The following is a 15,072-nucleotide window of genomic DNA, read 5'->3' as shown; positions in this document are numbered from 1 at the left end:
CAGTGATCTAGTCATCCGCCTTCGGGTCCAGGTCCGGGAACATCACCTCGGTGAAGCCAAACTTGCTGAAGTCGGTGATGCGCGACGGGTACAGGCGGCCGATCAGGTGATCGCATTCATGCTGTACCACCCGTGCGTGGAAGCCCGAGGCAATGCGTACGATGGGCTCGCCCTTGGGGTCGACGCCTTCGTAGCGAATCTGCTGGTAACGTTGCACCGCGCCGCGCAGGCCCGGTACGGACAAACAGCCTTCGAAACCCTCTTCCAGGGTCGGGCTCAGCGGGGTGATCAACGGGTTGATCAGGATCGTCTGCGGCACGGCCTCGGCATCCGGATAACGCTCGCTGTGCTCGAAACCGAAGATCACCAGTTGCAGGTCGACGCCGATTTGCGGAGCAGCCAGGCCAACGCCCCCTACGCTTTCCATGGTCTGGAACATGTCATCGATCAGCTGCCACAACTCGGGGCTGTCAAACATTTCGGCCGGCACTGGCGGAGCAATGCGCAGCAGGCGCTCATCGCCCATTTTCAGAATTTCACGAATCATGATCAGGTTTCATCAATGGTCGGTTTGTGTGAGTGATCGCGGCCCAGCCCCGACACGTGGTGCTTTTCCTCATGGACGGGACCATGCTCGCCAGCCACTTTTTCGCCAGGGTCCTTGCCCTCTCGTGACATGTGCTCGATCACGGCATTCATCTCCGCGCCCAATAGCAGCACCGCGGCGGAAATGTAGAAGTACAGCAACAGCACGATAATCGCACCGATACTGCCATACATGGCGTTGTAGTTGGCGAACTCCTTGACGTACAAACCGAAGCCCAGAGACGCGATGATCCATACCACCACCGCCAGCACCGAGCCTGGGGTGATGAAGCGGAATTCCTGTTTGACGTCGGGCATGACGTAGTAGATCAACGCCACCGCGACCATCAGCAAAATCACGATCACCGGCCAGCGCGCGATGGTCCAGAGGGTGACGATGAAGTACTCAAGGCCGACTTGCGCAGCGATCCAGCTCATCACCTGCGGTCCGAGCACCATCAGCGCTGCGGCGATCAGCAGCATGCCGGCAATGCCGACGGTGTAGATGATCGACAACGGAAAGCGTTTCCATAGCGGGCGCCCTTCAACCACGTCGTAAGCTGCGTTCATCGCGCTCATCATCAGCCGCACACCGGCTGAGGCGGTATACAGCGCAATCACGATACCCACTGACAGCAGCCCCCCCTTGGACTGCTGAAGCTGGTCGATCACCGGGTTGACCTGCTCCAGCGCCTGGGGTGGCAATACGAGTTCCGATTGCAGGCGCAGCCAGGAGAAGAAGTCGGGCAGATGCAGGAAGCCGATCAAAGCGATCAGAAACAGAATGAACGGAAACAGCGAAAACAGCATTTGATAGGCCAACGCCGAGGCATAAGTCGACATCTCGTCGGCGATGAATTCGGTGACCGTGCGCATCATCACACGGTGCAGGGGCAAGCCTCTCATGTCCGGGAAAATCATTAGCGTCTCCATTCGCCGCATACGGATTTGGGGGTGAAGTCGTGGCGACTCAGGGGCTGTTTTCTTTCATCAAGGTAGCCCAGTTGGCGACTTTGAAACAAATTCGGCGTGCAAGTTCAGGCTGACACAAAAACGGCCATCTGAAGATGGCCGCGTCTTCTTTTCATTAAAGACATTTCAATGCAGGAAAGTCATTACACAAGGTTGACCGGGGGCTTTTGCAGGGAGTTTCATTTATTTTCACCACGACATTTCATCGTTCAGTGCAGGTTGCGCTTTATGTTTGCGGGCCAACCCTTGAGAATGCGCAACACATTCAGGCCTTGGCGCTGAAGATCCAATCCCGTAGGAACGTTATGAAACTCGATAAAAAGCAGGCCATTGCCCGCAGAAACCAGGAACTCGGCGGTGCTGTGCTTGGCGTCAACAACTGCCACTTCACCGAATTGAACCGCAACCGCAATATCTGGTGGTTCGACATCCCGGTATCGCGCCTGGCCGTGGGTCAGTACGAGTGGATTCACCTGCTGATGCACACGCCGGACACCGACGAACTGCTGCACCTGAAAGTGCCGACCGTGTTCCTGCGTGAGAAGCTCGAAGGCCTGGTAGTGCGCAATGAAGGCAAGCGCAAGGCGGCATTGAGCCTGGAACTGAGCGCCGACAAGGACTCCTTCCTGCAGGACATGCGCCCGGCGGGCACCAACGTCAACTTCGCGCCGTTTCGTCAATAACCATCATTCCTGTAGGAGCGAGCCGGCTCCGGGCGGCGTTCCGACGATGGACGTAAACAATAACGCGGGTGCCTGGATGCCCGCGTTGTCTGTACCTTTTTCGCGAGCATGCTCGCTCCTACAGAGGATCGGCGTTTCCAGTCGACCAACAAAAAGCCCCGCATCGGCGGGGCTTTTTGTTGATTACGCGGTGGCTTTCTTCGCGTTGATCTTCTTCAACTCTTCATCGCGCAATTCACGACGCAGGATCTTGCCGACGTTGGTGGTCGGCAGTGCATCGCGGAACTCCACGGAGCGCGGGACCTTGTAGCCGGTGACGTTGGCGCGCATATGCTCCATCACCTGTTCCTTGGTCAGGGTCACGCCCGGCTTGGCAACGATGAAAATCTTGATCGCCTCGCCCGACTTTTCGTCCGGTACACCGATGGCCGCGCATTGCAGCACGCCCGGCAAGGTAGCCAGCACGTCTTCGAGCTCGTTCGGGTACACGTTGAAACCGGAAACCAGGATCATGTCTTTCTTGCGATCGACAATGCGCATGAAGCCATCGGGCTGGATCAGCGCGATGTCACCGGTCTTCAACCAGCCTTCGCTGTCGAGGATTTCATCTGTGGCTTCCTGGCGCTGCCAGTAGCCTTTCATGACCTGCGGCCCCTTCACGCACAGCTCGCCGATTTCGCCCAGCGGCTGCTCGACACCGGCATCATTGATGATTTTGCACAAGGTCGACGGTACCGGAATGCCAATGGTGCCGACCTGGATGTGCTGGATCGGATTCACCGTCGCCACCGGGCTGGTTTCGGTCATGCCGTAGCCTTCGCAGATGGCACAACCGGTCACCGCTTTCCAGCGTTCGGCCGCGGCCAGTTGCAGGGCCATGCCCCCCGACAAGGTGACTTTCAGCGCGGAGAAGTCCAGCTTGCGGAAGCCTTCGTTGTTGCACAGGGCCACGAACAGCGTGTTCAGGCCGACGAAGCCGCTGAACTTCCACTTCGACAGTTCCTTGACCATCGCCGGCAGATCGCGCGGGTTGCTGATCAGGATGTTGTGGTTGCCTGCCAACATCATTGCCATGCAGTGAAAGGTGAACGCATAGATGTGGTACAGCGGCAGCGGTGTGATCAGGATCTCGCAACCTTCATTGAGGTTGGACCCCATCAGCGCCTTGCACTGCAGCATGTTCGCCACCAGGTTGCGGTGGGTCAGCATCGCGCCCTTGGCTACGCCGGTGGTGCCGCCGGTATATTGCAGTACCGCGACATCACCATTGGCCGGGTTGGCTTCCGCCACTGGCTGGCCAAGGCCTTTGCTCAGCACGTCGTTGAACTTGACGGCCTTGGGCAAGTGATAGGCCGGCACCATCTTCTTCACGTACTTGATGATGCTGTTGATCAGCAGACGCTTGAGTGGCGGCAGCAGGTCGGCGACTTCAGTGACGATCACGTGCTTGACGCCGGTTTTCGGCACCACGGTTTCCGCCAGATGCGCCATGTTGGCCAGGCAGACCAGGGCCTTGGCACCGGAGTCGTTGAATTGGTGTTCCATTTCCCGCGCAGTGTAGAGCGGGTTGGTGTTGACCACGATCAGCCCGGCACGGATTGCACCAAAGACGGCTACCGGGTACTGCAACACGTTGGGCAGTTGCACGGCGATTCGATCACCGGGTTGCAAATCGGTATGCTGTTGCAGGTAAGCGGCAAACGCACCGGACAATTCGTACAGTTCACCGTAGGTGAGTGTCTTGCCCAGGTTGCTGAATGCCGGCTTGTTGGCGAAGCGTTGGCAGGATTGCTTCAACACTGCCTGAATATTCGGATACTCATCGGGATTGATGTCGGCAGCAATCCCAGCTGGGTACTTATCCTTCCAAAAGTCTTCGATCATGGAAGCCCACTCCTCAGCAACGCGAATTCAGCACCGCATTTGATGCGATTATTATTGGTGTTTGGTCATTGGTGAATCTGGCTGATAGAAGGCCGAGAAGTCACAAAGCGCGCCGAGAGTAGCAGCTTTGCCAAGGGTCGACTAGAGCCAAAAGAGGCCTCTACGGTCACTTTTATGACTCAAGACTTACAAGCGGTCATTTTAGAGCAAAGATTCTATAACCCCGTGAAAGCCCCGAAATTCGGGGCTTTGTTTTAAACGTGTAGGAGCGAGCTTGCTCGCGAAAAACGTCCGGGCAACGCGATCATTCAGACAGGGCGCGTTATCGTTGACGTCCATCGCGATCGCGCTCGCTCCTACAAGGATCGGCCATTCACCGATCAGGCGATATCACGCAACTCCCGCCGCAGGATCTTGCCCACCGGTGTCATCGGCAGGGATTCGCGCAGCACGATGTGCTTGGGTACCTTGTACGCCGTGAAATTCTCCTTGCAATAAGCCTTCAGCTCTTCAAGGCTGACCCCTGCTTCACGGGCCACCACAAACAGCTTCACCGCCTCCCCCGACCGCTCGTCAGGCACACCGATGACCGCACAGTTGGCGACGTTCGGGTGAGCCATCACGACGTCTTCGATTTCGTTCGGGTACACGTTGAAGCCCGAGACAATGATCATGTCCTTCTTGCGGTCAACGATGCGCACGAAACCATCCGGGTCGATCACCGCAATGTCACCGGACTTGAACCAACCCTCGGCATCCAGCACCTCGGCCGTGGCATCAGGTTTCTGCCAGTAGCCCTTCATGATCTGCGGGCCCTTGATGCACAACTCGCCGCGTTCGCCCAAAGGTTGTTCGACACCGTCATCATTGATGACTTTCAGCGTGGTGCCCGGCACCGGCAAGCCGACCGTGCCGATCCGCGACTGGTCGCCATAGGGGTTGGTGCAGGCCACCGGCGAAGTTTCGGTCAGGCCGTAACCTTCGGTGATGCGGCAACCGGTCAGTTGTTCCCAACGCTCGGCGGTGGCCTTGACCAGCGCAGTGCCGCCGGAGTTGGTGAGCTTGAGGCTGGAGAAGTCCAGGGTCTTGAAGTCCGGATGATCCATCAGCGCAACAAACAATGTGTTCAGCCCCAGCAACGCCGAGAACCGCCAGTTCTTCAGTTCCTTGATGAAGCCGGCGATGTCCCGCGGATTGGTGATCAGCACGTTGTGGTTGCCCGTCACCATCATGCACATGCAGTTCGCTGTGAAGGCATAGATGTGGTAAAGCGGCAGCGGCGCGATCATCACTTCCTGGCCTTCGCGCAGCAGCGGTTGCCCGTCGCTGGCCGACTGGCTGAGGCAGGCCCGTGCCTGTTGCATGTTCGCCACCAGGTTGCCGTGGGTCAGCATCGCGCCCTTGGCCAGGCCAGTGGTGCCGCCGGTGTATTGCAGCACGGCGATGTCGTCGAGGCCGACCTTCAGTGGCTTGATACCCAGGCCACGGCCCATGCGCAGCGCACTCTTGAAGGAAACGGCCTGGGGCAAGGAATAGTCCGGGACCATCTTCTTGACCTTGCTCACCACCGTGTTGACCAGCCACCCCTTGGCGGCGGGCATCAGGTCGCCCATCTTCGCTTCGATCAGGTACTGGATATCGGTGTCGGAGAGTACTTCCTGGACTTTCTGGCCAAACATGTTCAGGTACACCAGCGCCCGGGCACCGGAGTCCTTGAACTGATGACGCATTTCCCGCGCGGTATACAGCGGATTGGTGTTGACCACGATCAACCCGGCGCGCAAGGCACCGAACACGGCGATCGGGTAATGCAGGACGTTGGGCATCTGCACCGCGATGCGGTCTCCCGGCACCAGGTCAGTGTGGGCTTGCAGGTAGCCGGCGAAGGCAGCGCTCTGGCGCTCCAGCTCGGCGTAGGTCAGGGTCACGCCCATGTTGCTGAACGCCGGGCGGTCAGCAAACTTCTTGCAGGAACGCTCGAACACCTCGATCACCGACTTGTAGGCTCCCAGATCGATATCCAGGGGTACACCGGCCGGGCGTTTGTCATTCCAGAAATCAGGTTGCATTGTTCTTGTCCTCTTTACCTGAATCTATCCGGGGCCACTTTTCTGTCATTTTTCAAAAAAAATGCAAAAAGCGGAGCTTCACGGACACTAGCAGTTATGACGTAGCAGGCAAATATGCCCACGGCCGTCATTGACCGTATGAATCTTCTTGCCGTGGCGTAGGCTGATCAGACGTCCGGCCAAGGATGCGCTATAAACTGCAACGAGCTGTTTGCGACCAGGCAGCCTCATGCAAAGGAACCGCCATGATCCATGACACTTTCTGGCTGACCACCAGCGACCACAGCCGCCTGTTCGTCAACCAGTGGCTTCCCGACGGTAGCCTCAAGGCAATGATTCTGCTGGCCCACGGCATGGCCGAACACAGCGGTCGCTATGGTCCCCTTGCGCAAAAGCTCTGTGACCAGGGCTATGGTGTGTGTGCGCCGGACCTGCGCGGACATGGCAAAACTGCCGAAAACGGGACACTCGGACATTTCGCCGATGACGATGGCTGGTGCAAGGTCGTGAGCGACCTGGCCAGCCTTAACCAGCACATCGGCCAGCAGCACCCTGGCGTCCCGATCGTGCTGCTCGGTCACAGCATGGGCAGTTACATCGCCCAGGCCTATCTGCTGCACCACAGTGCCAGCCTGCAAGGGGCAATCCTCAGCGGCTCGAACTTCCAGCCTGTGGCGCTTTATCGCGCGGCACGGCAAATCGCCCGTCTCGAACGCCTGCGCCAGGGCCGCACCGGACGCAGCGCGTTGATCGAATGGCTGTCGTTCGGCTCGTTCAACAACAAATTCAAACCGGCACGCACTCCGTTCGACTGGCTCAGCCGTGATCCGGCGCAGGTCGATCTGTACGTCAACGACCCGCTCTGCGGTTTCCGTTGCACCAATCAACTGTGGATCGACTTGCTCGGCGGCTTGCAGCAAATCAGCAAAGCGTCCAATCTCGCGCAGATCGACCCGGGCCTGCCGTTGCTGGTGATTGGTGGCGAATGTGATCCGGTGAGCGAAGGCAAACGTCTCAAGGATCTGGCCGACGCGCTGCGGGCGGCCGGCAGCCAGCACCTGCAACTGATCGTTTACCCACAGGCGCGGCACGAACTGTTCAACGAGAGCAACCGCGATGAAATCATCGCAGATGTGCTGAACTGGATCGCACAGGCCTTGAGCACTCCTCGGCCGCACCGGTCCGAATAGATTTTTTTTGTGAATTTTTTAATTCGTCACAGGAATTGAGACAGATGACCCAGGTTACCAACACCCCTTACGAAGCCCTCGAAGTCGGCCAGACCGCCAGTTTCAGCAAGACGGTCGAAGAGCGCGACATCCAGCTGTTCGCTGCGATGTCCGGCGACCACAACCCGGTACACCTGGATGCCGAATACGCCGCCAGCACCATGTTCAAGGAGCGCATCGCCCACGGCATGTTCAGCGGCGCGTTGATCAGCGCGGCGGTCGCTTGCGAATTGCCTGGCCCGGGAACCATCTACATCGGCCAGCAAATGAGCTTTCAGAAACCGGTGAAGATCGGCGACACCCTGACCGTGCGCCTGGAAATCCTGGAAAAACTGCCGAAGTTTCGCGTGCGCATCGCCACTCGCGTGTTCAACCAGCGCGATGAACTGGTGGTGGATGGCGAGGCGGAAATCCTCGCGCCACGCAAGCAACAGAGTGTGACGTTGACCACGCTACCGGCGATCAGCATCGGCTGATTGACGGAGCAAAAACTGTGGGAGCGAGCTTGCTCGCAATGAGGGCCTGACATTCAACATTGATGTTGACTGATCTGGCGCTATCGCAAGCAAGCTCGCTCCACAGTTGTTTCAACCAGTCGTTACGAACGTGCACGCGCCCGGTTACGCAGGGCCTTGACCTGATCGTGGTTACGCTGCACGCCGTGGTACTGACGCTCAACCAGGTCGCGAATGCCCACCAGGTTGTGCTTGTTGATTTTCTCCATGGCGTCGCGGTAAGCCTTCAACGCATGGTCTTCACCGCGCTCGGCTTCATTGAGCACGGCCTCCTCGCCCTTGCCGGTGAACATCGACTTCACGTCGACCCAGCGACGGTGCAAGTCGCCGCTGACACTGGTGGAAGTTTCCGGATCGCCACCCAGTGAACGCACGGCAGACTGCAACTCCGCAGCGGCCGTACCACAATCGCTCGCACGATTGATGAACAGGGTTTTGAGTTCAGGGTGCTTGATGTCTTCAGCGCATGTCTTGAACCCGGCCTGACCGTCCTTGCTGGTTTCAATCAGGTCGTTGAGTACAGAAATCGCTTCTTTATTGATGTCGGTCATTTTTCAATTCCTTACGACGGATGAACGGTGTAAGGAACGTTGCACTCTGCGTGCCAGCCGAAATTGCCTAACTATTCTTTATTTTTCAAATAGTTATCAACTATCAAAAAATCTGTATCCGTTTTATTTGCACGATCTGTCATTTGGCCTGCATGCAGAATGCCTGTATTTTCCAGACTGACCGAATCAAGACGACCGATCGATGAACCCTGAAAAGCTCGAACTGTTGATCACCCGTGAAATGCCCTTCGGCAAATACAAGGGGCGAATCATTGCCGACCTGCCCGGCCCTTACCTGAACTGGTTCGCCCGGGAGGGTTTCCCCCATGGCGAGTTGGGTGGCCTGCTGGCCCTGATGCAGGAGATCGATCACAACGGTTTGTCGGACTTGCTCGAACCGCTGCGCGCCAAACACGGCAAGCCGGCCCCGCGCCATTGAATCACCTACCGAGTACCCCATGCCCGACAACACCCGCCGCGCCCGTGATGAAGCCTTCTGGCGAACCTTTGCCGACCGCTACGATGTCGAACCCGGCCCGCTCAACCTGGAGAACGGTTACTTCGGACGCATGTCGCGCACGGTGGTCGAGGAATACCAGCGCAACATCGAACTGATAAACCGCAGCAATTCGGTGTACGTGCGCCAGCGCTTCGAAGAGGGCGACAGCTTGAAGATCCGCGCGCAACTGGCCAGGTTGATTGGCGTACCCGCCGACAGCATCGCCCTGACCCGTAACGCCTCGGAAGGTTTGCAGTCACTGATCCGCAACTACAACCGGCTGCAGCCGGGCGACCAGGTACTGGTTTGCGATCTGGAATACGACACCGTCAAAGGCGCCATGCGTTGGCTGGCGCGGAATCGCGGTGTCGACGTGATCGAGATCGAACACGCACACCCGGCAACCTTCGACAGCTTGCTCAATACCTATCGGGAAGCCTTCGCGCGCTATCCGCGTCTGAAGCTGATGGCCCTGACCCACGTCACCCATCGAACGGGTCTGGTGATGCCGGTGCAGGCGATTGCAGCCGCTGCGAAGGAACAGGGCATTGACGTCATCCTCGACGGTGCCCATGCCCTCGGCCAGTTTGATTTCGACCTGACCGAGCTCGGTATCACCTTCGCCGGCTTCAATCTGCACAAGTGGATCGGCGCACCGCTGACGCTTGGCTTTATCTACATCGCGCCCGAACGCCTGGCCGACATCGACCCGGACATGGGCGAGATGCATTTTCCGCTCACTGACATTCGCGCCCGTACCCCGTACAGCACCCCCAATATCCCTGCGCTGATGACCCTGCCGCTGGTGCTCGAAGAACATTGGGCGATGGGCGGTGCCGCGGCCAAGGGCGCGCGACTCAATTACCTGCGCAACCGCTGGGTCGCTGCGGCGCGGCAGTTGCCGGGCGTCGAAGTCCTGACCCCGGATGACCCACGCCTGTATTGCGGCATCACCTCGATGCGCTTTATCCGGCATGCCGACCAGCAAACCATGGTCGAGCGCCTGCTCAATGAATACAACCTGTTCACCGTGACCCGCAGTGGCGCGGCATGCGGTCCGTGCATCCGCATTACACCGGGGCTTACCACCACCGCGGCCGACATGGATGTGCTGGTCAGGGCGCTGACCGAACTGGGCTGACCTCAGACGGTGTACTTGTCAAAGTCCTCGGGCTTGATCTGTGTCGACACGGCGAAGGTGTCGATGCCGATGGTCATCTGCCCGAAGTAGCCGTCTTCAGCCGAATCCCGCCCCAGGGTGTGCACACTCAAGGTCGATTTTTCACCGCCCATGGTTGAGTAAAAATAGTCCTGGGCGTTGGTCAGTGCCGGTACGGTTCGGCCGCTGTACGGTCGGCTACTGAGTACTGAACGAGAGGCCACCTCAGGCAGGTAAAGCTGCCCGACCCAGGCGACATGCCGTTCTTGCAGATAGTTGTTGCCGGCCGTGATGCGCACGGCGACGTGAATGTGCAATGCGCGACCGGCGTAAAAACCCGGATAGATCGTGGTGAAGCGCACGATGCCCGACTTGTCGGTGAACTGCCCGCCGCGCAGATAGGTATCGTCATCAGTGCGCGGGACGGCGCCGATATCACCGGTATCGACCTCGACGTCCGGGTTGATCTTGCTCCAGCCCGAATAGGCACCGCGGGCATTGCAGTGCCAGATATCCACCAGCGCATCAGGGACCGGCTCGCCGGTCATGGCATCGACAATGGTCAGCCGCAGCACCAACGGAACGCCTTCGGCGCCTTCGCTGATATTTCTGCGGATCAGTTTGGGGTTGCGGAAATACGGGCCGGCAATCTGCTCGGGAGACAGCAGGTAGACCGGTGCCGGGGGTGCAGTTGAGGTGGTAGCGTCCATGTCGTTCTCTCTTCCATAAGATGAACGCAGGCTAGCACCGGTCGATTTTCGTTATGCGGTAACTATGTATCGCATGATGTCCTTGTCCCTGTGGGCGTGAACTTGCTCTAGATGGCGTCGTGTCAGTCAACATCCATGCAATCTGTCACACCGCTATCGCGAGCAAGCTCGCTCCCATAGGGGTACGACAACTTTCTTCAGGCAAAAAAAAACGGTGCACCGACCAAGCGCACCGTAAAGCCGTAGAACACACAACGAGGTGTAGGGTGAAGCGATCAGTCCAGCAGCGCCAAAGCCTCGGCGGTGCATTCCTGAATGCGGGCCCAGTCGCCGTTCTTGATCCACTCCGGATCAAGCATCCAGCTACCGCCCACGCACATGACGTTTTTCAATGCCATGTAGCTCTTGATATTGGCAGGTCCCACGCCGCCGGTCGGGCAGAATTTCACTTCGCCGAACGGGCCGCCCAGAGCCTTGATGGCCGCGACGCCGCCGCTGACTTCGGCCGGGAATAGCTTGAAGCGGCGATAACCCAGGCCGTAGCCTTCCATGATGCCCGAGGCATTGCTGATGCCTGGCAACAGTGGAATCGGGCTGGCGACGCTGGCTTCCAGCAGGTCGCGGGTGATACCCGGCGTGACGATGAATTGCGAGCCGGCCGCTTCCGCCGCCGCCAGCATGTGGCGATCCAGCACGGTGCCGGCACCGGTCACCAGCTCCGGACGCTGCTCACGCAGAATCTGGATGGCCTTGAGGCCGAATTGCGAACGCAGGGTCACTTCCAGGGCCGTCAGGCCACCGGCCGCGAGGGCGTCGGCCAACGGCAGAACGTCCTGCTCGCGGGCAATGGTGATCACCGGCAGAATCCGCGCTTTTGCGCAAATACTGTCGATCAGGGCAACTTTATCCGCCATGGAAACGGTCGGGGATGGGTTTGTCATAGCGGCTGTTCCTTGGCTCATGGGCACCAGTAAATCTCTAACGTGGGTTGCAGAAACGCGCGCACCGGCATTTCGGCGACATCGTCACCGGCCAGCGCGAAACTCAGGGTGGTCAGCTTGGACTGACCGGAGATCGACAGAATTTTATGCTTGGCCGAAGCCAGCAGCGCGCGACTCATGGTCAGGCGCTGATGCGGCACAGTCGGCGCCAGCATCGGCCAGCAGCGACGAACGCCATCGACCTGTAATGCCTCGGCAAGGTTCGGGCTGTTGGGAAACAGCGATGCGGTGTGGCCGTCATCGCCCATGCCGAGGATCAGCACGTCGATCACCGGCAACTCCGACAGCAAGCGGTCGGCCTGCTCGGCCGCCTGTTCCAGGTTGGCACTGGCGCTGTACAGGCTCAGGAACTGCGCCTTGGCCGCTTGGCCTTGCAGCAGGTAACGCTTGATCAGGCCGGCGTTGCTGTCGGCGTGTTCGACCGGCACCCAGCGCTCGTCGGCCAGGCTGATCACCACGCTCGACCAGTCCAGCGCCTGCTTGGCCAGGTGCTGGAAAAACGCCACCGGGCTGCGGCCACCGGACACCACCAGGGTCGCAGTGCCCTGGGCGTCGATCGCGTCGCTCAGTTGTTTCGCCACGTTCAGTGCCAGGCTTTCAGCCAGCAGCACCGGGCTCTTGTATGCATGGGCGCTGACGCCCTGCGGCAGTTTCAAATCAGATATCGCCATACCACGACCTCCCGTCCCGCGTGATCAGTGCAATGGAGCTCATCGGCCCCCAGGACCCGGCCGCGTACGGCTTGGGCGCATCACCGGATTTTTTCCACCCGGCGATCAACTGGTCACACCACTTCCACGCGGCTTCGATTTCATCTTTACGGACAAACAGGTTCTGATTGCCGCGCATCACTTCCAGCAACAACCGCTCGTAGGCATCGGGAATCCGTGCGCTGCTCCAGGTGTCGGAAAAATTCAGCTGCAACGGACCGCTGCGCAGCTGCATGCCCTTGTCCAGGCCTTGATCTTTGGTCATGACACGCAAGGAAATGCCTTCGTCCGGTTGCAGGCGGATAATCAGCTTATTGCTGATTTGCAGGCGCTGCTCGGGAGCGAAAATGTAGTGCGACGGTTCCTTGAAGTGGATGACGATCTGCGACAGCTTCTGCGGCATGCGCTTGCCGGTACGCAGGTAAAACGGCACGCCGGCCCAGCGCCAGTTGCGGATGTCGGCACGCAGGGCGACAAAGGTTTCGGTGTCGCTCTGGGTGTTGGAATTGGGTTCTTCCAGGTACCCCGGTACTGCCTTGCCTTCGCTGTAGCCGGCGATGTACTGGCCGCGCACCACTTGAGTGGTCAGGCCTTCCGGGCTGATCGGCGCCAAGGCCTTGAGCACTTTGACCTTCTCGTCGCGGATGCTGTCGGCGGACAGGTCGGCCGGCGGGTCCATGGCGATCAGGCAGAGCAGTTGCAGCAGGTGGTTCTGGATCATGTCCCGCAGCTGGCCGGCCTTGTCGAAGTAACCCCAGCGGCCTTCGATACCGACCTTCTCGGCCACAGTGATTTCCACGTGGGAAATGTAATTCTGGTTCCACTGGGTTTCGAACAGGCTGTTGGCGAAACGCAGGGCGATCAGGTTCTGGACGGTCTCTTTACCCAGATAGTGGTCGATGCGGTAGGTGCGGTTCTCCGGGAAGAACTGCGCCACGGCGTCGTTGACCTTGCGCGAGGATTCCAGATCCGAACCGATGGGTTTTTCCAGCACCACACGGGTGTTTTGCGCCAGGCCGACCTTGGCCAGGTTCTCGCAAATCGCGCCATACACGGCGGCAGGGGTCGCAAAGTAGGCGATGACCCGCTGCGAACTGCCGGCGGATTCGGCCAGGGCCACATAATCATCGGGGTTGAGGAAGTCGACGTGCAGGTAGTTCAGGCGCGCCAGAAAACGCTCGACCACGGCTTCGTCCAGCTCTTTGGCACCGACATAGCGGCGCAGCTCGGAGGTGATGAACGCCAGGTGTTCCTGCTCGCTGCCCGGCTCACGGGCCAGCGCGATGATCCGCGTATCCTCGTGCAACAGGCCGGCGCCGTCGAGTTGATAGAGGGCAGGAAACAGCTTGCGCAAGGCCAGATCGCCAAGGGCGCCGAACAAGGCAAAGGTGCACGGTTCAACCGTAATCGAGAGCATGATGTTTGTTCTTTTATCAAGTTAAGCTACAAATACCTTTTTTCAAGGCATCACTCAAGGGAAAATGTAGTAATAACCACAACATTTTCGCAAAATACAGATTCCGAGTGGTGGTCGGTCGGAGCCATCAGTAGGATAGGCCACCGTTACGGGCCTCACCAAAGGCCCTTTTTGCATTAGCCGCGCGCTTGTTGGCGCAGGTGTAAAGGATACTTATATGGACCGCGTGCGAAATTTACTGGAGCAAATCCAGAATCGCCTTGAAGAGCTGAACAAGGCCGAACGCAAAGTCGCCGAGGTGATCCTGCTCAACCCGCAGCAGGCCACCCGCTTCAGCATCGCCGCCCTCGCCCAGGCCGCCTCGGTCAGCGAGCCGACGGTCAACCGTTTCTGCCGTTCGTTCGGTGTCAGCGGCTACCCCGAACTCAAACTGCAACTGGCCCAGAGCCTGGCCAGTGGCGCCGCCTATGTCAGCCGTGCCGTGGAAGCCGATGACAACCCTGAGGCCTACACGCAGAAAATCTTCGGCAGCGCCATCGCGTCCCTGGACAGTGCTTGCCAGGCCCTGGACCCGAACCTGATCAGTCGCGCCGTCGACCTGCTGATCCAGGCCCGGCAGATCCACTTCTTCGGCCTTGGCGCCTCGGCCCCGGTGGCCCTGGATGCGCAGCACAAGTTCTTCCGTTTCAACCTCGCCGTTACGGCCCATGCGGATGTGCTGATGCAGCGCATGATTGCCTCGGTGGCCCATACCGGCGAGCTGTTCGTGATCATTTCCTACACCGGTCGCACCCGCGAACTGGTGGAAGTGGCGCGCATCGCCCGGGAAAACGGCGCCTCGGTGCTTGGCCTGACCGCCGAGAACTCGCCACTGGCCAAGGCCAGCACCCTGAGCCTGAACATTCCGCTGCCGGAAGACACCGACATCTACATGCCAATGACGTCGCGGATCATCCAGCTGACCGTGCTGGATGTACTCGCCACCGGCATGACCTTGCGCCGTGGCGTGGACTTCCAGCCGCATTTGCGCAAGATCAAGGAGAGCCTGAATGCCAGCCGGTATCCGGTGGGAGATGAGTTCAACTGAC

General features: G+C 59.1%; 15 protein-coding genes. 6 read left to right on the top strand and 9 right to left on the bottom strand.

Annotation, left to right across the window (positions count from 1 at the left end; translation table 11 throughout):
- Positions 1–7: 7 nt before the first annotated feature.
- Together def and AC3WTM_RS04600 are read right to left on the bottom strand one after the other, a co-directional pair.
- Complete coding sequence (gene def, locus AC3WTM_RS04605; RefSeq protein ID WP_102670316.1) at positions 8–547, bottom strand: peptide deformylase; 540 nt, start codon at positions 545–547, stop codon at positions 8–10.
- 2 nt (positions 548–549) lie between these two features.
- Positions 550–1,506 (bottom strand): YihY/virulence factor BrkB family protein, encoded by a 957-nt coding sequence (locus AC3WTM_RS04600; RefSeq protein ID WP_046042267.1) that lies wholly within the window; start codon positions 1,504–1,506, stop codon positions 550–552.
- Between the two features lie 356 nt (positions 1,507–1,862).
- On the opposite strand from AC3WTM_RS04600, the gene AC3WTM_RS04595 reads away from it, so the two are divergent.
- A complete protein-coding gene (locus AC3WTM_RS04595) occupies positions 1,863–2,240 on the top strand; it encodes a hypothetical protein (protein ID WP_008019269.1) in 378 nt (125 codons plus the stop codon).
- Between the two features lie 183 nt (positions 2,241–2,423).
- Here AC3WTM_RS04595 and fadD1 read toward each other — a convergent pair whose 3' ends face one another.
- Both fadD1 and fadD2 read right to left on the bottom strand, forming a co-directional pair.
- Positions 2,424–4,124 carry a long-chain-fatty-acid--CoA ligase FadD1 gene (gene fadD1 / locus AC3WTM_RS04590; RefSeq protein ID WP_102670317.1) on the bottom strand — a complete coding sequence of 567 codons (1,701 nt, stop codon included), beginning with the start codon at positions 4,122–4,124 and terminating at the stop codon, positions 2,424–2,426.
- Between the two features lie 380 nt (positions 4,125–4,504).
- Complete coding sequence (gene fadD2 / locus AC3WTM_RS04585) at positions 4,505–6,193, bottom strand: long-chain-fatty-acid--CoA ligase FadD2 (RefSeq protein ID WP_102670318.1); 1,689 nt, start codon at positions 6,191–6,193, stop codon at positions 4,505–4,507.
- Between the two features lie 245 nt (positions 6,194–6,438).
- On the opposite strand from fadD2, the gene AC3WTM_RS04580 reads away from it, so the two are divergent.
- Together AC3WTM_RS04580 and AC3WTM_RS04575 are read left to right on the top strand one after the other, a co-directional pair.
- A complete protein-coding gene (locus AC3WTM_RS04580) occupies positions 6,439–7,383 on the top strand; it encodes an alpha/beta hydrolase (RefSeq protein ID WP_102670319.1) in 945 nt (314 codons plus the stop codon).
- Positions 7,384–7,427: 44 nt separating this feature from the next.
- Positions 7,428–7,898, top strand: a complete 471-nt coding sequence (locus AC3WTM_RS04575) for a MaoC family dehydratase (protein ID WP_007995982.1) — start codon at positions 7,428–7,430, stop codon at positions 7,896–7,898.
- A gap of 122 nt (positions 7,899–8,020) precedes the next feature.
- On the opposite strand, the gene AC3WTM_RS04570 is transcribed toward AC3WTM_RS04575, so the two are convergent.
- A complete protein-coding gene (locus tag AC3WTM_RS04570; RefSeq protein WP_102670320.1) occupies positions 8,021–8,488 on the bottom strand; it encodes a ferritin-like domain-containing protein in 468 nt (155 codons plus the stop codon).
- Positions 8,489–8,690: 202 nt separating this feature from the next.
- Between AC3WTM_RS04570 and AC3WTM_RS04565 the strand changes: the two genes are divergently transcribed.
- Positions 8,691–8,927 (top strand): DUF3820 family protein, encoded by a 237-nt coding sequence (locus AC3WTM_RS04565; protein ID WP_003227425.1) that lies wholly within the window; start codon positions 8,691–8,693, stop codon positions 8,925–8,927.
- A gap of 19 nt (positions 8,928–8,946) precedes the next feature.
- Positions 8,947–10,128, top strand: a complete 1,182-nt coding sequence (locus AC3WTM_RS04560) for an aminotransferase class V-fold PLP-dependent enzyme (protein WP_102670321.1) — start codon at positions 8,947–8,949, stop codon at positions 10,126–10,128.
- Positions 10,129–10,130: 2 nt separating this feature from the next.
- On the opposite strand, the gene AC3WTM_RS04555 is transcribed toward AC3WTM_RS04560, so the two are convergent.
- The 4 genes from AC3WTM_RS04555 to zwf form a co-directional block, all read right to left on the bottom strand.
- Entirely contained in the window at positions 10,131–10,856 is a 726-nt protein-coding gene (locus tag AC3WTM_RS04555; RefSeq protein ID WP_102670322.1) for an intradiol ring-cleavage dioxygenase, read from the bottom strand.
- A gap of 275 nt (positions 10,857–11,131) precedes the next feature.
- Positions 11,132–11,797 carry a bifunctional 4-hydroxy-2-oxoglutarate aldolase/2-dehydro-3-deoxy-phosphogluconate aldolase gene (locus AC3WTM_RS04550; protein WP_008050561.1) on the bottom strand — a complete coding sequence of 222 codons (666 nt, stop codon included), beginning with the start codon at positions 11,795–11,797 and terminating at the stop codon, positions 11,132–11,134.
- Positions 11,798–11,814: 17 nt separating this feature from the next.
- Positions 11,815–12,528 carry a 6-phosphogluconolactonase gene (gene pgl / locus AC3WTM_RS04545; RefSeq protein ID WP_102670323.1) on the bottom strand — a complete coding sequence of 238 codons (714 nt, stop codon included), beginning with the start codon at positions 12,526–12,528 and terminating at the stop codon, positions 11,815–11,817.
- Positions 12,515–13,984 (bottom strand): glucose-6-phosphate dehydrogenase, encoded by a 1,470-nt coding sequence (gene zwf / locus AC3WTM_RS04540; RefSeq protein ID WP_057713554.1) that lies wholly within the window; start codon positions 13,982–13,984, stop codon positions 12,515–12,517. Before zwf ends, pgl begins: the two co-directional genes overlap by 14 nt.
- 226 nt (positions 13,985–14,210) lie before the next feature.
- On the opposite strand from zwf, the gene AC3WTM_RS04535 reads away from it, so the two are divergent.
- Positions 14,211–15,071 (top strand): MurR/RpiR family transcriptional regulator, encoded by an 861-nt coding sequence (locus tag AC3WTM_RS04535; RefSeq protein WP_170948639.1) that lies wholly within the window; start codon positions 14,211–14,213, stop codon positions 15,069–15,071.
- Position 15,072 lies beyond the last annotated feature (1 nt).

The organism is Pseudomonas sp. EU05-FHT14B02 (assembly GCF_058791055.1).
This window is presented reverse-complemented; position numbering and strand designations above follow the sequence as displayed.